Origin of the sequence: Oceaniserpentilla sp. 4NH20-0058 (assembly GCF_040371755.1) — a bacterium.
Taxonomy (GTDB): domain Bacteria; phylum Pseudomonadota; class Gammaproteobacteria; order Pseudomonadales; family Oceanobacteraceae; genus Bermanella.
The window spans coordinates 482,387-503,779 of the sequence record NZ_BAABWE010000001.1; the positions used below are offsets into that span (position 1 = coordinate 482,387).

General features: G+C 42.0%; 25 protein-coding genes. 13 read left to right on the forward strand and 12 right to left on the reverse strand.

Annotated elements, in window-relative coordinates:
• The first annotated feature begins 213 nt into the window (after positions 1-213).
• The 8 genes from ccoG (at position 214) to ttcA (ending at position 8,069) form a co-directional block, all read left to right on the forward strand.
• The gene (ccoG, locus tag ABWV45_RS02215; protein ID WP_353348245.1) at positions 214-1,638 is read left to right on the forward strand and encodes a cytochrome c oxidase accessory protein CcoG; all 1,425 of its coding nucleotides are present in this window, start codon (positions 214-216) and stop codon (positions 1,636-1,638) included.
• A 96-nt stretch (positions 1,639-1,734) separates the two neighbouring features.
• Entirely contained in the window at positions 1,735-2,217 is a 483-nt protein-coding gene (locus ABWV45_RS02220) for a FixH family protein (RefSeq protein WP_353348247.1), read from the forward strand.
• A gap of 2 nt (positions 2,218-2,219) precedes the next feature.
• Positions 2,220-4,607, forward strand: coding sequence for a heavy metal translocating P-type ATPase (locus ABWV45_RS02225; RefSeq protein ID WP_353348249.1), 2,388 nt, complete (start codon positions 2,220-2,222; stop codon positions 4,605-4,607).
• Between the two features lie 11 nt (positions 4,608-4,618).
• A complete protein-coding gene (ccoS, locus tag ABWV45_RS02230; RefSeq protein WP_353348251.1) occupies positions 4,619-4,819 on the forward strand; it encodes a cbb3-type cytochrome oxidase assembly protein CcoS in 201 nt (66 codons plus the stop codon).
• Positions 4,820-4,822: 3 nt separating this feature from the next.
• Positions 4,823-5,491, forward strand: coding sequence for a sulfite exporter TauE/SafE family protein (locus ABWV45_RS02235; protein ID WP_353348253.1), 669 nt, complete (start codon positions 4,823-4,825; stop codon positions 5,489-5,491).
• Between the two features lie 94 nt (positions 5,492-5,585).
• Positions 5,586-6,371 carry a fumarate/nitrate reduction transcriptional regulator Fnr gene (gene fnr / locus ABWV45_RS02240; RefSeq protein WP_353348255.1) on the forward strand — a complete coding sequence of 262 codons (786 nt, stop codon included), beginning with the start codon at positions 5,586-5,588 and terminating at the stop codon, positions 6,369-6,371.
• Positions 6,372-6,502: 131 nt separating this feature from the next.
• Complete coding sequence (locus tag ABWV45_RS02245; RefSeq protein WP_353348257.1) at positions 6,503-7,003, forward strand: hypothetical protein; 501 nt, start codon at positions 6,503-6,505, stop codon at positions 7,001-7,003.
• Between the two features lie 88 nt (positions 7,004-7,091).
• Complete coding sequence (ttcA, locus tag ABWV45_RS02250) at positions 7,092-8,069, forward strand: tRNA 2-thiocytidine(32) synthetase TtcA (protein ID WP_353348259.1); 978 nt, start codon at positions 7,092-7,094, stop codon at positions 8,067-8,069.
• A gap of 4 nt (positions 8,070-8,073) precedes the next feature.
• Here the strand turns inward: ttcA and ABWV45_RS02255 are convergent, their stop codons facing one another.
• From ABWV45_RS02255 to ABWV45_RS02265, 3 genes are read right to left on the reverse strand one after another with little or no spacing between them, the layout of a single operon-like run.
• On the reverse strand, positions 8,074-8,502 hold the full coding sequence (locus ABWV45_RS02255) for a hypothetical protein (protein ID WP_353348261.1): 429 nt from the start codon (positions 8,500-8,502) through the stop codon (positions 8,074-8,076).
• A 56-nt stretch (positions 8,503-8,558) separates the two neighbouring features.
• Positions 8,559-9,038, reverse strand: coding sequence for a transcription elongation factor GreB (gene greB, locus ABWV45_RS02260; RefSeq protein WP_353348263.1), 480 nt, complete (start codon positions 9,036-9,038; stop codon positions 8,559-8,561).
• The gene (locus ABWV45_RS02265; protein ID WP_353348265.1) at positions 9,035-10,072 is read right to left on the reverse strand and encodes a prenyltransferase; all 1,038 of its coding nucleotides are present in this window, start codon (positions 10,070-10,072) and stop codon (positions 9,035-9,037) included. Before ABWV45_RS02265 ends, greB begins: the two co-directional genes overlap by 4 nt.
• 65 nt (positions 10,073-10,137) lie before the next feature.
• Between ABWV45_RS02265 and ABWV45_RS02270 the strand changes: the two genes are divergently transcribed.
• Positions 10,138-10,710, forward strand: coding sequence for a DNA-J related domain-containing protein (locus ABWV45_RS02270; RefSeq protein WP_353348267.1), 573 nt, complete (start codon positions 10,138-10,140; stop codon positions 10,708-10,710).
• Positions 10,686-11,789 (forward strand): polysaccharide deacetylase family protein, encoded by a 1,104-nt coding sequence (locus ABWV45_RS02275; protein WP_353348269.1) that lies wholly within the window; start codon positions 10,686-10,688, stop codon positions 11,787-11,789. The genes ABWV45_RS02270 and ABWV45_RS02275 overlap by 25 nt, the downstream gene beginning before the upstream one ends.
• On the opposite strand, the gene ABWV45_RS02280 is transcribed toward ABWV45_RS02275, so the two are convergent.
• Positions 11,786-12,739, reverse strand: coding sequence for a LysR family transcriptional regulator (locus ABWV45_RS02280; protein ID WP_353348271.1), 954 nt, complete (start codon positions 12,737-12,739; stop codon positions 11,786-11,788). The genes ABWV45_RS02275 and ABWV45_RS02280 overlap by 4 nt on opposite strands.
• Before the next feature lie 79 nt (positions 12,740-12,818).
• Between ABWV45_RS02280 and ABWV45_RS02285 the strand changes: the two genes are divergently transcribed.
• A complete protein-coding gene (locus ABWV45_RS02285) occupies positions 12,819-13,391 on the forward strand; it encodes a YecA/YgfB family protein (RefSeq protein WP_353348273.1) in 573 nt (190 codons plus the stop codon).
• A gap of 1 nt (position 13,392) precedes the next feature.
• Here ABWV45_RS02285 and ABWV45_RS02290 read toward each other — a convergent pair whose 3' ends face one another.
• Together ABWV45_RS02290 and ABWV45_RS02295 are read right to left on the reverse strand one after the other, a co-directional pair.
• Entirely contained in the window at positions 13,393-15,090 is a 1,698-nt protein-coding gene (locus ABWV45_RS02290; RefSeq protein ID WP_353348275.1) for an ATP-binding SpoIIE family protein phosphatase, read from the reverse strand.
• Between the two features lie 3 nt (positions 15,091-15,093).
• A complete protein-coding gene (locus tag ABWV45_RS02295) occupies positions 15,094-15,396 on the reverse strand; it encodes an STAS domain-containing protein (RefSeq protein ID WP_353348277.1) in 303 nt (100 codons plus the stop codon).
• A gap of 122 nt (positions 15,397-15,518) precedes the next feature.
• On the opposite strand from ABWV45_RS02295, the gene ABWV45_RS02300 reads away from it, so the two are divergent.
• Positions 15,519-15,947 (forward strand): YbaN family protein, encoded by a 429-nt coding sequence (locus ABWV45_RS02300; protein ID WP_353348279.1) that lies wholly within the window; start codon positions 15,519-15,521, stop codon positions 15,945-15,947.
• On the opposite strand, the gene ABWV45_RS02305 is transcribed toward ABWV45_RS02300, so the two are convergent.
• Together ABWV45_RS02305 and grxD are read right to left on the reverse strand one after the other, a co-directional pair.
• Entirely contained in the window at positions 15,913-17,301 is a 1,389-nt protein-coding gene (locus tag ABWV45_RS02305) for a substrate-binding domain-containing protein (protein WP_353348281.1), read from the reverse strand. The two genes, ABWV45_RS02300 and ABWV45_RS02305, sit on opposite strands and share 35 nt — an antisense overlap.
• A 194-nt stretch (positions 17,302-17,495) precedes the next feature.
• Positions 17,496-17,822, reverse strand: coding sequence for a Grx4 family monothiol glutaredoxin (gene grxD / locus ABWV45_RS02310; RefSeq protein WP_353348283.1), 327 nt, complete (start codon positions 17,820-17,822; stop codon positions 17,496-17,498).
• Between the two features lie 173 nt (positions 17,823-17,995).
• On the opposite strand from grxD, the gene trhP reads away from it, so the two are divergent.
• Positions 17,996-19,345, forward strand: coding sequence for a prephenate-dependent tRNA uridine(34) hydroxylase TrhP (trhP, locus tag ABWV45_RS02315; protein ID WP_353348285.1), 1,350 nt, complete (start codon positions 17,996-17,998; stop codon positions 19,343-19,345).
• A gap of 46 nt (positions 19,346-19,391) precedes the next feature.
• Here trhP and ABWV45_RS02320 read toward each other — a convergent pair whose 3' ends face one another.
• The 4 genes from ABWV45_RS02320 to ABWV45_RS02335 form a co-directional block, all read right to left on the reverse strand.
• Positions 19,392-20,015 (reverse strand): class I SAM-dependent methyltransferase, encoded by a 624-nt coding sequence (locus ABWV45_RS02320; protein WP_353348287.1) that lies wholly within the window; start codon positions 20,013-20,015, stop codon positions 19,392-19,394.
• A gap of 123 nt (positions 20,016-20,138) precedes the next feature.
• Positions 20,139-20,528: a hypothetical protein gene (locus ABWV45_RS02325; RefSeq protein WP_353348289.1), complete on the reverse strand. Its 390-nt coding sequence runs from the start codon at positions 20,526-20,528 to the stop codon at positions 20,139-20,141.
• Positions 20,518-20,787, reverse strand: coding sequence for a hypothetical protein (locus tag ABWV45_RS02330; protein WP_353348291.1), 270 nt, complete (start codon positions 20,785-20,787; stop codon positions 20,518-20,520). Before ABWV45_RS02330 ends, ABWV45_RS02325 begins: the two co-directional genes overlap by 11 nt.
• Positions 20,788-20,895: 108 nt before the next feature.
• Positions 20,896-21,276, reverse strand: a complete 381-nt coding sequence (locus tag ABWV45_RS02335) for an MAPEG family protein (RefSeq protein WP_353348293.1) — start codon at positions 21,274-21,276, stop codon at positions 20,896-20,898.
• Positions 21,277-21,393: the final 117 nt, after the last annotated feature.

Genomic DNA, 21,393 nt, shown 5'->3' on the forward strand with positions numbered 1-21,393 from the left:
AACTAATACGAAGAAAGCGGCTATATGCCGCTTTTTTTGTGTTTATTAGAAGCTGCTAATGTTTTAGACTTAAGACAAATTTACACTTAAGTAACACGTGTTGGCCCTAATAACAAAGTAATGGTGTGCCCTGCCATCATTCAATAAGCCTCATAGACTACAATTAACATTGATCTTCTATGCGTGACGCTTCTTAAAAACAAGGTGGTCAGTATGAGTGATGAAATACCCGTTAAAGACGTTACCCCTGTCAATATTCACGAAAAGTACGAAGGCGTTTCTGCCAAAGTAAACGGCAAGCTTTATGTGCGCGCGATCAATGGGCTTTTTAATAAAATTCGTACCTTTTCCCTTTGGGGATTGATGATTGCTTATTTTGTGACGCCTTGGATCAATATTGGCGGCATGCAAGCAGTTTGGTTCGACTTACCTAGCCGCCAGTTTCATATCTGGGGCCTAACCTTTTGGCCACAAGACTTCATTTTATTATCTTGGCTGTTAATTATTTGTGCCTTTGGCTTATTTACCATTACCACATTAGCTGGTCGTATTTGGTGTGGTTACACCTGCCCACAAACCGTTTGGACGTTTATTTTCATGTGGGTGGAAGAGAAAATCGAAGGCAATCGAAATCAGCGTATGAAGCTTGATAAAGCCCCTTTGACTCAATCCAAAGTTTTAAAGAAAGCCGTTAAGCACTCTATTTGGATCGTAATATCACTAGCAACCGCAGTCGCATTTGTGGGGTATTTCTACCCTATTCGTGAATTACTGCCAGATATTATGACCTTTAGTATTGAAAACCACTGGGCCAGTTTTTGGTTGTTATTTTTCACGTTAGCCACTTACGGCAATGCTGGCTGGTTACGTGAAATGGTGTGCACCCATATGTGCCCCTACGCCCGCTTCCAAGCGGTTATGTTCGACCAAGATACATTGATCGTTTCTTACGATGAACGTCGCGGAGAACGCGGTTCAGGTCGAGGAACACGTAAAAAGGGTGTTGACCCTGTTGAACAAAACATTGGGGATTGCGTCGATTGCAGCTTGTGTGTACAGGTTTGTCCTGTAGGCATTGATATACGTGATGGTTTGCAATATCAGTGTATTAGTTGTGCACTATGCGTGGATGCCTGTGATGAAATCATGGACAAAATGAATTATCCAAAAGGATTAATTCGTTACACCAATGAACATGCTTTAAAAGGCAATAAAGTACATATCATTCGCCCCAAACTGGTAGGTTACGCCATGGCGTTAATCGTTATGATGGGTATTTTTGTTTATACCATTTTTGACCGAGAGCCCGCTGAGATTGATGTGGCTCGTGACCGTGGATCTTTATATACCACCAGCAGTGATGGCCGCCTGCAAAATAGCTATTTTGCTAAAGTCATTAACATGTCTAATGAAGAGCACACATTTACTGTTCGCGTAGAAGGTTTAGAAGGTGGTGAGTTGAGCGGTAAAACCACCGTTCACCTCATGCCGGGCGAAGTGCGCTCTTTACCGCTAAATTTAAGAGCGATACCGTGGGACTTAAAACAGTCTAGAACAGATATTATTTTCATTGCTACGAGAGATGACGGACTAGAAGTCAGCGAAGAAAGTCGCTTTATTGGCCCAGCTGGTCGCTAAAAAGATAACTTTACCATTCTTAAAGCACCTATCAATTTGTTCAGCGCCACTGTAGTGATACACTGGCGCTCTATTTTTATTACGCAGTATTGATTCATGACTGACACACAAAAACCTTGGTATAAAGAACCCTACGTGTGGATGCTAATTGGCTTCCCTTTATCATCTGTCATTGTGGGTATTTTCTTTATTACCACAGCGGTCGTAAACCAAGATTCACTAGTAAGAGACAACTACTACAAAGATGGCTTAGCGTATAACTCTGAACTGCAGTGGGATAAACAAGCGGATGCTTTAGATGTTCGCTTAAATCTATTAATTGAGGGCAATAACCTTACCCTTAATATACTAAACTCACGTAAAAATCCGCCATCTACTTTGAAAGTATCCCTAGGTCACCCGACTATTCCAGAAAAAGATCGTGCCTCGCATTTGCAACTAAAAGAAGCTAAACGCTTCATTGGATTTATTGATGATATCGAAGACGGCCGTTATTACTTGTTAGTGGAATGCCCAGAACAAGAATGGCGTGTACGTAAAGATATCTGGGTGAAAAACGGCGTGTTGACGGCAATCTAAACATGGGTGATTGTTACCACTGTGGACAGCCTATTGAAAAAGGTGTCGAGTTAACCGCCTTAGTGTTAGGCGAACAACGAGACATGTGCTGTATTGGTTGCCAAGCGGTGGCCAATGCTATTGTACAACATGGCGGCGAGTCCTTTTATCAGTTTCGAAGTGATACCAATCAAACCCCCGATTTCACATTAGATACCCTACCCCAAACCGTCAAACAAGAGCTAACCCTATTTGATAATCCAGATGTTCTAGCTGACATTAGCTCTCAAATAAATGGCGCCTACGAAACCATTTTAATCATTGAGGGCATTACCTGTGCAGCTTGCGCTTGGCTAATTGAAAAGCAATTAGCAGACTTCGAAGGCGTTAAGTCGGTACGTTTAAACCTCACAGAGCACAAGCTTTACCTACAATGGCAGCAAGACACTACACCGCTAAGCCATGTTATTTCCCGTATTTACAGTCTTGGGTTCAAAGCACAACCTTATACCCCTGACGCGGCCTCTCAGCAATTACAAAAAGAGCAGAAGCAATCCATTCAACGCTTGGTTTTAGCCGCATTAGGTACTATGCAGGCAATGATGTTTGCCGTTCCCTTATACGTTGGTGAATGGAGCGGCATACTTCTGCAATACGAAACCTACTTTCGATTTGCAGGGTTAATCATCACGACCCCCGTTGTGTTATACAGTGCAAAACCTTTTTTCAAAGCCTTTTGGCGTGATATAAAATCTAAGCATCTCACCATGGATGTGCCTGTTTCAATTGCAATTGGCGGCGCTTACCTTGCCAGTGTCTATTCAACCTTTACCCATGGCCAAGAGGTTTACTACGACAGTGTCTGTATGTTTACCTTTTTCTTATTGGTGGGCCGTTATTTAGAAACCAGAACACGTCTGCGCAATGGAGAAGCTGGCAATCAATTACATAATTTGATGCCTCGAGCCACATTAAAAATCCTTGAAAACGGCGACGAAGCCTTACTACCTGTTACTCAAATTGCCATAGGGGATGTCATTCGTGTGGTATCCGGTGGCACCATTCCAGCCGATGGAGTGATTGTTTCGGGTAAAAGCTCAGTAGATGAATCCATTATTACTGGTGAGTTTATTCCCGTAAATAAAGCAACAAATGACGGGGTTATTGCTGGTAGTTTAAACGTAGACAACCCCATAGATGTGAAAGTACACGCATTAGGTAAAGACACACAAATCTCAACTATCATGGCCCTATTAGACAGAGCCACCCAAGATAAACCTAAAATTGCACAACTGGCCGACCAACTTGCACAATACTTTGTAGCAGGTGTATTACTAACATCAGCCATCGTATTTACTAGCTGGTATTTCATCGACAGTGATCGTGCATTTTGGATTACCCTTAGCGTATTAGTAGCCACATGCCCTTGCGCGCTATCACTGGCCACACCTACTGCATTAACCGCAGCAACGGCAGCCCTTCGCAGAAACGGCGTGCTGATTACCCGTGGCCATGTACTGGAAACCTTACGAAAAAGTCGTCGTATTTTATTCGATAAAACAGGTACGCTAACTTTAGGCCAGCTCACCATCGAAAAAAACATTGAATTAAACCACTGCCAAATAAACCCGCTTCAAATAGCGGCCAGCCTTGAGCGACACAGCCAGCACCCCATTGCCAGCGCCTTTCAACACGACCAGATATTACCTGCATCCGATGTAATGAATCACCCAGGGGAAGGTATCAGCGGTATTATTGAACAAATCCCCTATAAAATCGGCACAGCTCAATTTGTGGGCCTTGATGCTACGCCACCGAATGATGGCCATTGGGTCGCACTTGCAAACGACACACACCTACTGGCTTGGTTTTTACTCAGTGATGAAATTCGTCCGCACGCTTATGAAGCCATTCAAGAATTAAAACAACTGTCACTTGAATGTGAGCTTTTAAGTGGTGATCAAAGCCGACACGTACAAGATATTGCGCACCAGTTGAAGATTGATCGTTTTCAATCAGGTGTCAGTCCCCAAGGTAAATTAGCCTATTTGGCCAAACAAGATCCTAGTGATGTAACCATTATGATTGGTGATGGTATTAATGATGTACCGGTACTGGCCCAAGCACCCATTTCTATTGCCATTGGCAGTGCCAGTGACTTGGCCAAAACCCACGCGGATGTGATTCTGGTTAATAACCAGCTAAAACGCATCAGCCAGTTAATCAAACAAGCTCATAAAACCCAGCGCATAATTAAGCAAAATTTACTCTGGGCGTTGCTGTACAATAGTAGTATTTTGCCATTAGCCGCATTGGGGATTATTCCGCCCTACATTGCAGCCATTGGCATGTCCACCAGCTCATTAGTCGTGGTGTTTAATGCCCTTCGCTTAAACACCTTACCTAAATAACCGAGACTCATATGGAAATCATATTTATCACCGTTCCCGTTACGCTCTTGTTTATAGCCAGCGGTGTGGCCATCTTTTTTTGGGCAAACAAAGGCGGACAATTTGATGATCTAGATAGTCCAGCCCACCGCATTCTATTTGAGGAAGATACTCCTGAAGCGAAAAAAGAAGATACTGCTGAATCAACCAAAGATTCAAAGCAAGATAACTAAACCATGCTTGAGCCGCTTTCTTATTTAACTGCTTTCCTGCTAGGTATATTTGGCAGTTTACACTGCATGGGCATGTGCGGAGGTATTGTCGGTGCACTATCGGTTAATACAGGTCAACAAAGCATAAAGTTGCAGCTAAGTTATCACCTTGGTCGCATTAGTATGTATGGCCTAATCGGTTTGTTAGCAGGCTTTGCGGGGCTTTGGCTGTCACAAACCCACGATTATGCAGGACAAGTATTAAGAGGAATTTCCGGTGTATTGCTGATTTTAATGGGCATTTATATTTTAGGCTCAAGCAAAGCACTACTATGGCTAGAGAAAGCTGGCTCTGGTTTGTGGAAGCGTATTCAACCCCTCAGCCGTTCACTCATCCCTATTAGCAATATAAAACAAGCTATCGCACTTGGTCTCATATGGGGATTGCTGCCGTGCGGACTCGTTTATAGCACCTTAAGCTGGGCTTTAGTGGCGGCCAATCCTCTTCATAGCGCAAGCTTAATGGTAGCATTTGGCCTTGGAAATATGCCTGCATTATTAAGTTTAGCCGCCTTCACTGGCCAAATTAATCGCTTTAAACAAAATGTATTTGTAAAAGCTTTTGTAGGCCTAGGTATCATTGGCTTTGGTATTTGGACGCTTGTAGCCCCTATCCTTCAAATTAACCACTGACAAGCCTTGACATAAATCATACTATTGACGAGTATTCCCGACTTGTTAGTCACCTGTCACTCCATCGCAACACACAGGTCATTAGGAGAGCGAGATGTCTAAGGACAACCAAACAGTACATTTTTTGGCCACCAGCAAGCCGAATGAGACCCACTGCAGCACCTGTAGTCTAAGCTCGCTATGTCTCCCGATTGCCCTAGAGAAAGGCGATTTAGACTCCCTTGATAAAATGATCAAACGTGGCCGCCCTATTCAAAAAGGTGAGCTGCTGTTTAAACAAGGTGACCCATTTAAAGCTATCTATGCCATTCGTACAGGAACCATCAAAAGCTTCACAGTTGCACCAAGTGGTGAAGAACAAATTACTGGCTTTCATTTAGCCAGTGAATTGGTTGGTTTATCTGGTTACAGCGAAGACGTATACCCACTTTCTGCTAAAGCACTAGAAACCACTACCGTATGCGAACTGCCCCTAGAAAAACTAGAAACCCTATGTGACGAGATTCCGGGTCTTCGCAAACAAATAATGCGCAATATGGGTGGAGAAATTCGTCAAGACCAACAAATGATGTTACAGCTTTCTAAAAAAACAGCCGATGAGCGCATGGCTTACTTCTTATTAGATATTAGTAGCCGTTTTGAGCGTCGAGGCTTTTCAGCCAGTACCTTCCGCTTAGCCATGTCACGCGTGGACATTAGCAACTACTTAGGTCTTGCCGTTGAAACGGTGAGCCGTATATTTACCCGCTTTCAAAAGAAAGGATTCATCAAAACAGAAAGCAAAGAAGTCACATTATTGAATTTGGATGAACTCAATACATTGGCCGGCACTGTTAGCGACCAATCCGATTGCCAACTGCACCCCAAGCAATCAAACTAACCCCTTGAAATAAAAGAAAAAGACAAAATGCAAGTATTTTTTTTGCATTTTGTCTAATTGCATCTAATGTATAACTATCTTTCTCAGGATTGGCCTAGAAATACAAACACGCTAGATGCAAGGACACCACCATGGGACTGTGCCCAAATGATCTTCGGCACTTGGTGATTCGCCCCACCTTACAATATTTAGAGCAATATTCGCTGTCAGCAGAAACCTTATTATTAGGTACCGCCGCTGTAGAGTCGGGCTTGGGCTATGAATTAAACCAACAACAAGGAAAAGGGCTTGGGGTATATCACATCAACCCTAGAACCCATCAGTTACTGTGGGATAACTACTTAGCGACCAAGCCAGACCTCGCCAGCAAAGTACGTGGACTGGCGAGTCAGCATGAGTTTTTAAAAGACCCTCATACAGAATTAACCACTAATTTGCGCTATGCCACCGCCATTGCTTGGCTGATTTACGCCCGTAAAGACGCCACACTGCCAGAAGCTTCTGACTTACCTGCTATGGCTAAATACTGGCGCAAGCACTTCCATAGCCGCCCCCAAGGCCCGCTAGAAGACTACATTAGTCGTTACAATGCTATTCACAATCCACCTGCTCTTTCGGCCTTTGCTTATTAAGCTTAGGCTTTATAACCCTATATCATGGGCAAATTGGTTTCATTTAGGCTAAAATCCGCGCCAGAATACCCCTTAGCTAGGTTTAATAATGGTCCAGTTCGTTGACGCCTCTGCGTCTGCCCAATCAGTCGAAGAAAAAAAACAAAAGAACGAATTTAATAAGTTGCAAAAACGCCTTCGTCGAGACGTGGGTCGTGCTATTGCAGATTTTAATATGATCGAAGAAGGCGACCGCATTATGGTGTGCCTTTCTGGTGGTAAAGACAGCTTTACCATGTTGGATATTTTAATCAGTTTACAACGCAGTGCGCCGGTGAACTTTGAATTAGTTGCCGTGAACCTAGACCAAAAACAACCGGGCTTTCCTGAGCATATTCTACCAAGTTATTTAGATACATTAGATATTGAATACTACATCGTTAATCGTGACACCTACTCAGTGGTAAAAGAAAAAGTACCAGAAGGACGCACCACCTGTGGCTTATGTTCGCGTTTACGTCGCGGCACACTTTATGGTTTTGCTGAAGATATTAACTGCAATAAAGTTGCACTAGGACACCACAGGGACGATATTGTAGAAACCATGTTCTTAAATATGTTCTATGGGGCACGCTTTGCAGCCATGCCTCCCAAGTTGCTCAGTGACGACAAACGCAACATCGTAATTCGTCCTCTTGCTTACTGCAAAGAAAGCGATATTAGTGAATTTTCTGTAGCTAAGAATTACCCAATTATCCCTTGTAACTTATGTGGCAGCCAAGAAAACCTACAACGTCAAAATATTAAGGCCATGTTGGCTCAATGGGAAAAAGACACCCCAGGAAGGGTTCAGCAAGTATTCAATGCACTACAAAATATCGCGCCATCTCAATTGGCTGATACCCAGTTATTTGATTTTGAGAACCTAATAATAGACCGCAGCCAACAACGCGATGATTATGAATATGCCGAAGCGCAGATCATAGAAGGAGTGGGTGAATTTGCGCAAATGCCGCCTAGGTTAAAACCAGACAACCTAATTAACGCCATTAACTTATCCATTGAAGCAGACCCTACTAAAGGGTAAATTTTTACTCTAACACGCAGCGATAGCGCCCAATTCCATCCACATGAATAATGGCTCGTGTGGATAGTTTATCGTGCAGGTTTTCAAGCCCTAATATGATTTTCCGTTGACCATTTGTGCTTTCTCGGCGAATAAACATCACCTTAAAGCGCCCTGCTTGCTGAATCTCTTTTATGGCCACCGTACTTTTTATAAGTTCTGGGCCTTTTTCATTCCATTGCACCCACTGTAGAAACATCTCATCTTGCTTATCCGAACGGGTGATGACCAAGCGAATTTGCCCAGAATGCTTAGCTGTTTTCCAATTCCCCATGCCTTTTACATCATAGATAACAGGGCTAAGCCTAAACACCTGTTCAATGGTTTGACTTTCAGTCTTGGCCTGTACACTAATAGATAAAAACAGACACAACAAAAAAATAAGCCCGCGCATATATTAAATCCTCATTTAATATATTTAGCTTAGTTCAAACAGGCTATCGCGCTAGGTTAGTCAAACGGTTGGTAACGAACGTGATTGATCAACCAAGTTTGTAAGCCAGAGGGCGTTTTTACAGCTACCTCATCGTCTTGCTCTTTACTTAAAAGGGCTCGCGCCATGGGGCTATCGATAGAAATATTTTGACTGCCAGAGTAAATCTCCTCAGGGCCAACAATGCGAAACTGTTTTGTATCTCCCTGTTCATTTTCAACTTCCACATAGGCCCCAAAAAAAACTTTGCCTTCTTGTTGTTGGGAGTAAGGCACCACTTTTAAGGTTTCAATGCATTTACTCAAGTAACGCACCCGAGAGTCAATCTGCCTTAAAATTCGTTTGTTTTCTTTATAGTCCGCATTTTCTGAGCGATCCCCTAAACTGGCAGCCCACGTAACTTTTTGAGTAATCTCAGGGCGGTATACCCGCCACAAGTGGTCTAGCTCATCTTTTAATGCAGCAAACCCTTGCTCAGTAATTAGTTGAGTTTTCAAAACCAACCCCAAGTGAGCAACAGTCCTATACACATGAGTACACTCATTAACAAATGCATTTTAGCCGCGTCAAAACGGATTTCGTTCAAATTAGGGTCTTCACTGGATTGAGCTAAAAACAGCACTTTAAGATGTTTGATGACCAAGGGTAATGCCAGTAAGGGTAATAACAAGGATAAATGAATAAGAGTAGCCACCATTAGCAAAGCCCCAAAAGCCCCCACGTAATACAACAGCTGTAATACAGAAGCATTTTTAAGCCCTAATTTCCCTGCTATTGTAATCGCCCCTGCTTTCTTATCGACATTTATATCATTGATATTATTTGCGTTTAAAATCGTCCCCGCAAGCAAACCAAAGAAACATCCCAGTAACAAACTTGCAGGTTGAATCACGCCAGTGGCCGCCAGTGACACTCCAGCAGTCAGTACAGGCCCACATAAAAGAAATACCCAAACATCTCCAAGTGCTTTGTATTTAAACCCAAATGGCTTGCTGGAATAACCGATGACCCCTATTCCCGCCAGCAAGGCACATAACAAAATAATACTGGGCGCAACGACAAACACAGGCAAAGCCAATAAACCCGCTAGAACAAAGCACCCCCAACCTGCATTTCGGATTTGTTTTGTTGTAAGCCATGCCGATTGAATCACGCCACTTCCTCCTAGGGTATCTGGCAGATCAATCAATTTTAGATAATCTTCAACATCATTTAATAAATTAACGGATATTTGCAGTAACACCATGGCTATTAGTGCTGGTACTAAAACCCACCACTGAATATGAGCGTCTAGCACTAAACATAAAAAAACGGTGGCTATTGCAGGCATGATAGTAGCGGTTAAGCTAATAGCGCGTAGGGCTTTAAACCAGCGATAAAGCCACGATGGCGGGTCGCTTTTCACTTGAGTAAAAAAAACCTCTTGATTGTGCTCTGATAAAGCCACCCAGCCTGCTGTATTCTGGTACTCACCCGTTAACAATAAAACGTCAAGTTCACCACTACTTTTAGGTATGCGTAATTGGTCCATATGCTTCCTTATAATCAAGCCACTTATCAGCTAAGCTAGTAAGAGATCATTGTGGCAAATACTGTATGTTTAATTTTGATTTGAGCCAAGAGATAGAAACATTTATCTTAGAAAAAAAGATCTGTAAAGAATATGAGATCATTCTTCACTTAAAAAACCTTGGGCGAATCCCCACCAATGCACTGTCAACGCCATTATCATTATTTAGGGCCCATTTTTTAATTTATAACGCTTTGTATAGACTGCAACTGAACACCTTAATACACAACAAATATTCACTTGAAATTTCCAGTATTGAAGTTCGTGTTGAATGCACACGGCTTAGACCAACCACCAGCCGTAATTTATCTCAATTTGATCCTCTTGCAATCTTCTATTTAGATTTAAACCACCTTAATCAAACCACAGAAACCGATGTCATTAAGTTATTAGATAACTTCTGGCAGCACTATTTCAATGACAGCCAAAAACAGCAAGCATTGGATACTCTTGGTCTATGTGAGCCAATTGACTCTAAAGCCATAAAAACGCAATATCGTCGATTAGCCATGCAACATCACCCCGACCGCGGTGGCGATGCCGATACTCTTATTGAAATTCATCAGGCAGTTCAATGTTTACAGCAGTATTACCCTTAGTTTTAACTATTTTTTTCACAATTTTTAGTCAAAGTGTTGTTGCTACCACTGAAGGTACAATTAAAACGGTTAACCCTAACCATCACGCAGTGATTGTGCAGTATCACCATGTCAGTGAAGCCACACCTCCAAGCACCAGTATCTCGCCGGAAGGCTTTGCCGAACACCTACAGCTTATTGATGATTTAGGCTTTCAGGTGCTCCCCCTAATTGACGTGATTGAAGGGTTACACTCAGGAATTGGGTTTAAACAAAAAACATTGGCCATCACTTTTGATGACAGCTATGACTCAATTTACACAACCGCTTTTCCACTATTAAAAGCGCGTAACTTGCCTTTTACTATATTTGTCAATCCGCTGGCCATTGACGAGCAACATGGCAGCACCATGACATGGGAAAACTTAATAGAAATGCAAACACAAGGCGCCACAATCGCTAATCACAGCCAAGAACATTTGCACCTATTGAAAAAAATAGACAACGAAACACAACTAGATTGGAAGCAACGTATTCAAGGGGATATATTAACGGCTCAGAACCGTCTTGTTGAAAAGTTAGGCATTAAAAATCGCTATTTCGCTTACCCATATGGTGAGTTTGATGAAGCCCTCAAACAACTATTAAGCGAGCTAAATTTTATCTCATTCTCGCAACAATCAGGCCCAATCAACATCAGTAATGATTTTCAGTCACTGCCCCGCTTCCCTGCATCTGGGATTTATGCCAACCCAGCAACCCTTAAAGTCAAATTAAACAGCCTGCCATTTCAAATCATCAATGTTGAACCTAAACCAATTATCCGGTCAGAACTGGAATCGGCACCTCAACTCATATTAACCGTCAAACCCAATAATATTCATTACCAGCAAGCACAATGCTTTTACCAAGGAGAAGCCATTGATACCACGGCACAACTAGTTGAGGATACTTTAGTTATTCAAGCTCAGTTTAATGGCCCCCTTGCGCTGGGCAGAAGCCGTTATAATTGTACAGCTCCATCAAAAACAAGCAGAGAGTATTACTGGTATTCAATACCGTTTATCACTATTGGTGAAAACAATACTTGGGTCGATTAAGCACCGCTAGCATTAATGACATTTTTCAATTGCTCTACACTAGGCTGAGACGCCATGTGTTCAATGGTGCATTGCTTGATACATTCTGCGAGTAATTGTGTGGCAGGGCCGGCAATGGCTTTATTCGCATACACCAAATATAATGAGCCAAGCTTTTGATAATCTTCATCAAGATCAATGGGCAGTAACTGCCCTTTTTGAATGTATTCACAAGCTTCGTGCACCGCAATCCACGAAAAGCCTAAGCCCTCTAAGACTAATTGACGGGCACTCTCTAAATTCGTCACCGTCCAGCGTAAATCTGACCCCAACCAACCAGAATCGCGATTTTGCTTTTCTCCTGAGTCTTTAATCACCACATGAAGATGCTGGCTTAAATCGTTACTGGTCACTTTTCTACCCAATTTATGCAACGGATGATCGGGGTGAGCCACTGCAATAAAATCAATGGTCATAAGTCGCTCACCTAACAAACCCGGTGGCACCCAAGGCGTAATAGAAATATCCACCTTCTTTTGCAATAACACTTCTACCGCACCAGAGAGCACCTCTTCACGTAGCAATAACTTGCATCCCTTACTCTCAGGATAAAACTGCTTAAACGCTTTAATTAAAATGGATTTAGGAAAGATTACATCTACCCCTAACCCTACTTGGGCTTCCCAACCCTGCTCCATAGAGGAAGCTACTTGTTCAATTTCAATAGCGTGATCAATTAAATGACGGGATCGCTCAAGTAACGCCTTCCCAGAGGGCGTTAATACGGCTTTACGCCCTTCTATATGCAAAAGCTCCATTCCAAGTTGTTCTTGAAGTTTCGCCACGGTATAGCTAATTGAAGATTGGCTTTTGTGCAGGGCTTCCGCCGCTTGGGCATAACCGCCGTGATCAACCACGGCTTGTAATGTACGCCATTGCTCTAAAGTTACTCTTGGACCACGCATCGGCATATTAGAAATCTATCTGTGAAAGTCTGATATACTTGCAGCATAAAACAGTCCCTTAGTGAATTACAAGTGAAGCCGCTTTATGACGACAGCCGCAGCCTTAAATGAAGACCAACTAGAAACCCTTGCTCTTTTTCTTGAAGATCAAGCAGAAACCGCTGAGGGCTTAGATTTTTTCGCTCTTCATGGCTTATTAACGGCCAACGCGGTTAGCCCTACCACTTTTGACATAGAAGCATTAATTCCAATTATCTTTGATGGCGAACCTGACTGGTCAAACGATCAACAAAAGCTAGAAATCGCTCAATTAATTTCGCTTTTGCAAAAAGAAATTGTTGAGCTGGTTGAATCAGGACAAAGCTTTCCTGTTCCTTGCGATTTAAACGTCGAAGCAGATGAAGACGGCGAAGCGGCTCCACTAGAAAACTGGTCGGTTGGTTTTATGCTATTAAGCTTAGAAAAGCCAGATGTATGGTACGGTGAGCACGAAGAAAATGCAGCTGAACTGTTATTCCCAATTGTCTATGCATCTGGTTTAAATGCAGACGAAAGCGCATTTGCAGAAATTGATAACGACGATCAGTTAAGCCTACAAGTTTGTGCCAGCATCCCTGACAACGTGATTGACCTATTTTTACTCTACCACGGTGAATAAATTACTCTAGGTTAAATGAACGATTAACGGGAAAATCCACTTCTACCGTATTCCCGTTATTTAGGTATTGAGTTCGCTTTGATACCTGATTAACAAGCGAAACTCCTCGGCCAAAGGAGTCCTCATGGGCTCCTCCCATCATTTCATCAACATCAAACCCATTCCCTGAATCTTGTATACGCACTCTTAAAACAAGCTCATGTTCGGGTGTGTCGTCATGAATCAGCTCACAATTAATTTGTATTAGACCTTCACTTAAATTGTTTAGTCTATCTGATCGCTCTTGGTAATAGGATATAAACCCTTCTTCACTGCGTTTAAGCTCAGAGGACAAGTTTAAAATTCCATGCTCTAAAGCGTTACTATACAGTTCTGCAAGCAACAAACCGATGATATCTTTATTTGGCCTAAGTGAGGTTTGAGCCCCCAAAACCGACATTAACTCTTCAATTGGGTCCGACTTTCTAAAGTCCTCAGGGGTTAAGTCACACTGTATTTTCCATAGAATACCCTGGTAAATGGATGTTTCAACTGTGCTGTTATTGTTTATTTTTACTTCACCTGCACAGACTTCAACCAAGGTTATATCATCGTGCTGTTCTGCCCCTTGAATGAAGTCATTCATGGTCTTTAACAGCGACCCCATGGGATCTTTCGTTCCAGTTGTAAACGCACTTTGCAAACCTTCTTCAGTAAAAAATTCACCCTCAGGATTTTCTGCCTCAATAATACCGTCAGTGAATAAAATTACTCTTTCACCCTCCTGTAGGGTTTTAACTTCAAATCCTTTATTAAAAGAATCTGCATCTTCGATGCCTAACGGCATACTCTGAGATTTTAGTGCCTCTTTTATTGTACCATTTGCATTTAGAATATAACCATCAGGCAAGCCACCCATCCATAACTGGATGCTATTTCCCTGTTGATTGAGCTCTAAGATACATGCACAACAAAACATATAATCAGGAAGCATGGTTAGCAGCATTCTGTTAAATTCGAATGCCATCTCCCCTACACTTAAATGACGCTGCACTAATTGATCAAAGCTGTTTGCAATGGGTAATGTTCCGATTGAAGCGCCTAAACCATGCCCTGTAAAATCACCAATAAACACATATACGCCTCCAGTTGGACTTGGGGCCGACAATAAAATATCCCCATTAAAGGTTGAGGCAGGGGCTATATGGGTGCGTAAATTGCTACAATCGCTTAAGTTATGTTCAAGCGCTTTGTTAAAAATATGCGACACAATATTTTGCTCACGCTCCCAGCGACTATTGTGCAAGGTAAGCTCTTTATTGTTCTGAGATATTTGGTTAGTTAATTCACGAATACGCTGATGAGCCGCAATTTTGGCCTTTAATACGGCCTCATTATAGGGCTTAGATAAAAAATCATCTCCACCAGACTCTAAGCATTGGCTCAAGGCTTTATCATCATCCAGTGCCGTTAAAAATATAATTGGTACATGATAGCCATCAGACGCTAAGCTTTTGATCTTTTTGGCAGCCTGTAAGCCATCCATAACGGGCATGATGACATCCATTAATATAATATCAATGTCAACATCATGCTTTTCATAAGCCTCAACTGCTTGTTTACCATCTTTCGCTTCAATTACTTGGTGGCCGTCATCTTCCAGCAGCCATACAAGAATCGCCCTATTGGTCTCCTGGTCATCAACTACTAATACTTTCATGGATTAAACAAACTTAAATTTTTTATCAAAATGGGCAATGGAGAAGATTTTCATCAAATTGGGCTGGCAATTTTTAATGGTGATTGCTCGATCTTCACTACCAAGATGGTTTTTCATATTTAGCAGCATGCCTAACGCAGAGCTATCAATATATTCAGTTTCAGCCAGTTCAATGGTGAAGTTCAACCCTGAATCTTGGTGCTCGGAATAGGCATTACGAAATTCTTGCAAAATATTAAAGTCAAAACGCCCCTTAATACAGATGGTTACATCAGAGCCCGATTGCTCAACAGCTACATTTGTCATCGTCGTCCTTTATATTTGCCTTTGCTTATCTTCCAGAATAGATGCTCTATTGGAATTTTGCGCATACAAATGTTAGATTTTTACTATAAAAAGGTAAAAATACCTGTTGCTTGAGACTAAGAATGCAAAACCCTCCGCAAAACCGCAATGGCATACTGGCTTGGATTTTAATGTCTGTGGGCTGGCTCAGCGTATTCTTGGGGGTATTGGGGATTTTCTTACCGTTATTGCCCACCACACCATTTTTACTATTAGCTGCAGCTTGTTTTGTCAGAACCAGTCCAAAATTCTATAACTGGCTAATTGAGCACCCTAAATTAGGGTCTTATATCTTGCATTATCTGGATGGGAAAGGACTGCCCAAACGGGCTAAATATCTAACAATTGGACTTATTTTTATAACAATGGGCACATCAGCCTTACTGGTTGTACCCGTTATTTGGGGGAAACTCACACTATTAGCCATAGGTTTAGCCGTAAGCATTTATATTTGGCGCTTACCAACCTTAGACGTGGTTAGCGAACCCAAACCTCTACCCGACGATTCTTGACCTTAGACGCGCCGTGAAATGACGCTACCGGGTTAAAATCACCATAACCTGTAGTCTTTTTAGGGTAGATGCCCAATCGAGCCAATTCACGACGTACGGCCATGGCTCGTAACTTTGACAACAACTTAGAACGGCTTTCACTTTTACGTTTATCGCCAAAACCAATCAGCAATACTTCTGCCCCCTTTCCTTCGTGACGAATAAAATAAGCCAAACGTTGAATATCCATTAACGCCTTATTATCTAATTGTGCACTGCCTTCTTGGAAACGAAAATTCACACTCAATCGCTTAGCACCGTCAACCATATTCAGATAATCTTCCGGTAAGTTATCCGCAAGACCCACTTCCATTGACTCTACATTTTGTGAAATGAACCCTTCAGAGCGAACAATTGCTTGCCCATTTACCCCTTGAGCAAACTCCATAAATTCATCAACGTACTCATTATTTTTTTCATCATGAGTGTAAAAAAATAAACGGCGTGATAATGCATAGTCTTCCGTCGCAACCGTTAATTGAGTCGGTTCAAACGCCTGTGTTGGCCCATCACTAATCGCTAACAATTTACTTTTACCAACAAATGCCATACCAATAAAACCAATACCGCCACTGTGCTGCAAAACATTATTCACTAGATTTTCGCTGGACTCGTAACGTTCAGCCGTATCACTTAACGAATAACGCTTACCCAACACCATATTTTTAAAGCTATCCCAAGTACCTGAATTCTCATCACGGGCAAATAATGTAATGGGTAAATCTGGCCCACCCACTTGCGACCAATTATCAACAGAACCAGAATAAATCAAACTTAGTTGCTCTTTACTAAGTTTTGAAACCGTGTTGATTGGATTAACTACAATGGCTAATCCATCAATACCTAAGACATGTTCAGAATCAGGGGATCTTAAATCCGAGCGCCATTTAGCATTTTCCACTTCTTTGTCTTTAACTGGACGCGAAGACGCCCAAATATGAGCATCACCATTCATTAGGCTTTTAAAGCCCGTACTAGAGCCATGCGCAGCAATAGACACCTGCACTGTTTTTCCGAGGTCTAATAAATCCCCTTTAATCCATTTTTCGTTTTCACGACCTGTCGGTTGAATACGAATATTCTCTACCCCTTTAGCTTTTAAATAAGACACCACCAATGAAGGCGCTAAGCTTTCACCCACGGTGTTAGAACCATGAATAGTAAATAAAGGCACTAATGATGAAGAGGATTTAATAGTTTGAAATGGCTTTGGGGCAACCTGAATACTAGATAAAACGTCAGTGCGACGGATTTCTTGCTCTATAGATAATGATGCATTGGCATTTAGTAAATTAAAACAACAAATTAAAAACATTATACTGCGGAAAATATACATTCAAATTATCCATTAAATTTTAAATTGGCAGCAGGCTAACCATTAAATATGACGGAATTGTTACAAGGATATATAGATACGTTTAAGTATAAAATTTAAGAATAAATAATGAGAAACTGATACAAAAAAACCGCCAATGGCGGTTTTAAGGTTTGACTAAAGCATTAAAAAAATTAGGCTTCGTCTGGTACTGCTGCATCAATTACTTTTTGCAATTCACCGCTTTCAGCCATTTCAGTTACGATATCACAACCGCCTACTAATTCACCTTTCACCCAAAGCTGAGGGAACGTTGGCCAGTTGGCATACGCTGGTAAATTTGCACGAACATCTGGGTTAGAAAGCACATCCACATACGCAAAGCGTTTACCACATTCCATTAATGCCGCAACCGTACGGGCAGAAAAACCACATTGTGGCTGGTTTGGATTACCCTTCATGTAAATAAGAACGTCGTTAGATTCTATTTGCTGCTTAATTTGATCAATGATCTCGGACATTTTCTGGCTCTCATCTAAGTACTAAAATGATGGCGTATTCTAAACAATAACCCAGTAAATTACTAGGTTAAACCACCTGTAAACGTCCACAGTAAACCTTGATCAAGATCAAAAACAGCAAATCATATGTTGGCATAATACGCCACTTTTGTTCGTAAGTTGCCCTATTCCCCATGAAAACAGAGTTATTAAGCCCCGCTGGCACCCTAAAAAACATGCGTTATGCCTTTGCCTATGGTGCCGATGCCGTTTATGCAGGCCAACCTCGCTATAGCCTGCGAGTGCGTAATAATGACTTTGACCTTGAAAACCTAGATCTGGGCATTCAAGAAGCCCACAACCAAGGCAAAAAATTCTATGTGGCCAGCAACATAGCCCCACATAACAAAAAGGTACACAGCTACCTAAAAGACATTGAACCTGTGATTCAAATGAAACCCGATGCGCTGATCATGTCTGACCCCGGCCTTATTATGATGGTAAAAGAAAAATGGCCAGACACTCCCATTCACTTAAGCGTACAAGCCAATGCGGTCAACTTTGCCGCCGTTAAGTTTTGGCATAAACAAGGTATTGAACGAGTCATTCTTTCTCGTGAACTTTCATTGGAAGAAATCGAAGAAATCCGCATGCTGGTACCCGAAATGGAGCTAGAGGTATTTGTCCACGGCGCCTTATGTATTGCCTATTCTGGTCGTTGCTTGCTCAGTGGCTACATTAATAAGCGCGACCCTAACCAAGGCACCTGCACTAACGCCTGCCGTTGGAAATACAACACCCATGAAGCCACCGAAAGTGAAACCGGCGACATCATCACCAAAGACAGCGCCCAAATCTGGCAGCCGGAACAGCCCAGTTTTAAACCGACCTTAGGTGAAGGGGAGCCGACTGATGGAGTATATCTGTTGGAGGAACCGGGCCGCCCCGGAGAATACATGCCCGCCTTTGAAGACGAACACGGCACCTACATCATGAATTCTAAGGATTTACGTGCCATTCAGCACGTACAAAAACTAGTGGAAATGGGCGTGCACTCGCTAAAAATTGAAGGCCGCACCAAAAGCCACTACTACACCGCCCGTACTGCCCAAACCTATCGTAAAGCCATCGACGATGCCTTGGCCGGAAAATCCTTTGATATGTCACTAATGGACACCTTGGAGGCCCTATCCAATCGCGGCTACACCGAAGGCTTCTACCGCCGCCATGTACATGACGAATACCAAAACTACGAACGGGGCACCTCTGAAAGCACCAAGCAACAATTTGTAGGTGAAGTAATCGAGCAAAAATACCAAGGCTACATCAGCATTGATGTGAAAAACCACTTCGAAGAAGGCGACCAAGTGGAGCTCATGACACCTAGCGGTAACTTCCGCTTTGTGGTGCAAGGCATGTTAGATACCAAGAGCCAACCAAAACCAATCGCCCAAGGTGCAGGGATTAAAGTGATGATTCCGGAACCGGAAGGATATTCCCATTCGCCGTTTGCGTTGTTGATGAAAGATTTAGGGGAGTGTTAATAGCGCCTTGCCAGCCGCCATATTGGTAGCTGGTTACAGTCACTTGTTAACTCATTCTCGCTATACCGCGGATTGTGGGCCTAACTAAAGACATGGCTTTGCGCATACTCTCACGTTTGACATCCTCTAAAACAAATCCGGCGGCTTTAATTAAATTTTCAGTTTCTCGATTTAGATGGCAATTGCCCGCTAATCTTTTCCAAAATGGATTCAAGCGGTTTTGCCATTTTCTTCGATTTGATCCACTCTCGGCTGCTACATGCTCCAAGAATATAAACTTACCATCCGGTTTTAGCACACGCTTTATTTCTTTAAGAGAAGCGTTAACATCATTTACTGAGCAGCACACCAAAGAAGCAAACACATAATCATATGAGTTATCGTCAGAAGATATACTCTCGCTTGGACAAGGTAAAACAGAGACATTGCTCAATTTTTTTGATGTTATTTTCTCCTCAAGCTGAGCTCTCATATTTTTATCGGGTTCAGATAGAGTGATATGTAAGCCATCAGTTTTGGGATAAAGCTCTAAACTAGCACCAGTGCCAGCACCAATTTCCAAGATAGAGCCATTAATATCTTTTAAAAGATCCTTTCTCCAATCAATTAGACACGCGTCTTCAGTAGCCTTCATGCACTTGTCGTAGAACAGTGCGCTTAAAAATGACATATCTTGATACCCTTCATTTGAGTTAACGCCCTGTTAACAGGCAAAAAATTGTTGGCTAAAATTAGCGACGAAGGAGCAAAAGCCAACTGTTTTTTTCCTTGTTTAACAGCTTGTTAGCTGCAATTAACTCTCATCTGAATCTTTAATTTTGCATATAAGAAAATCAGTTGTACTTTCCTTCCAGTTAAGCCACATAACAATAAGGCTTGCGAAAAGCCATATTCCAGAGCCTATTGCAGCCAAAATAAATATAGCTTCCCATGTACTAGCTGGTATTCCAAACTTCGCAGAAAATGTAGCTGAGACATTTGCCAGCACAACTGAAATAAATAAACCTAAAGGAGCTAACCAGCCTTTTCTAGTTCCCATTCGTTTGATATGTTTGATTAGAATGTTTTCTAGTTTATCTTCTGTTATTTCAATTAGGTCAGATTTCACATTTGACCTACGCTCATTAACAAACCTACTCTCATCACCCGTACTAAAACTGGCTACTTGCTCATTATTTTCCATCTGGAACCTCCTCTTTAGGAAGCATGTCCAATGCCCCAAGAGCATGAGAAGTTATTGCACCACAATTATTACAAGCGATATGTGTCACAGGTACACTTGGCCCCCCTATAACAAGCCCTGTTTTAAAGTCATCTTGGAGTTGGATATTCGTATACCCTTCTAATACGGTAAATGAATTTTGACCGCACCTATGACAAGGCTTTGTTGCACCTTTTTCACTTAGTTTTTGAGCAACTTTATCTCTATCCAGTGACTTCAAACTTTCTCCTTACTTAAATTCTGCCTGGCAGCTAACGCCCGTAGCAGGCGCAGCTTTGTAGTGTAGCCGATAGGCGAAACGGAAAAGCTGTCGCCCTGCCTACGTTTGTTATATTGAAAACCCATACCAAATAACTAATAAACAACCGATAAATTCAAATAAATATGTCAGGTCTGCTGTGACAACACGTAATTTAAATATAGAAGCCAGCATACTGTAACTATTTAATACTCGTAGTGAAATAAAACCGAAAGCAAGCGTACCCAAGTATATAGACTCAATTTTTATTTCTGAAAGAGAAAAAATCAATAAGGCGAACGGTACAATATGCTCTAGATTATTCATGTGCGTTCTAATAGCTAACTTCAACGGAAGATAGTCATTGTCACCATCTGGTATCTTTTGAACCCAACGAATTCGAGTCACGTTCATTGCTAGAACCGTGATCAGTAAAACCCCTAACCCTGTATATAGATAGAAATAGTTCAACAAGATTCCTTACATGAATTTAAATATAACAGTTTATTCAACGTCGCAAGACGCTTTTTATAGATGACGTATTTGCCGGGACATTTTACGCCATACATTCCTTTCTAATCCAGCAAT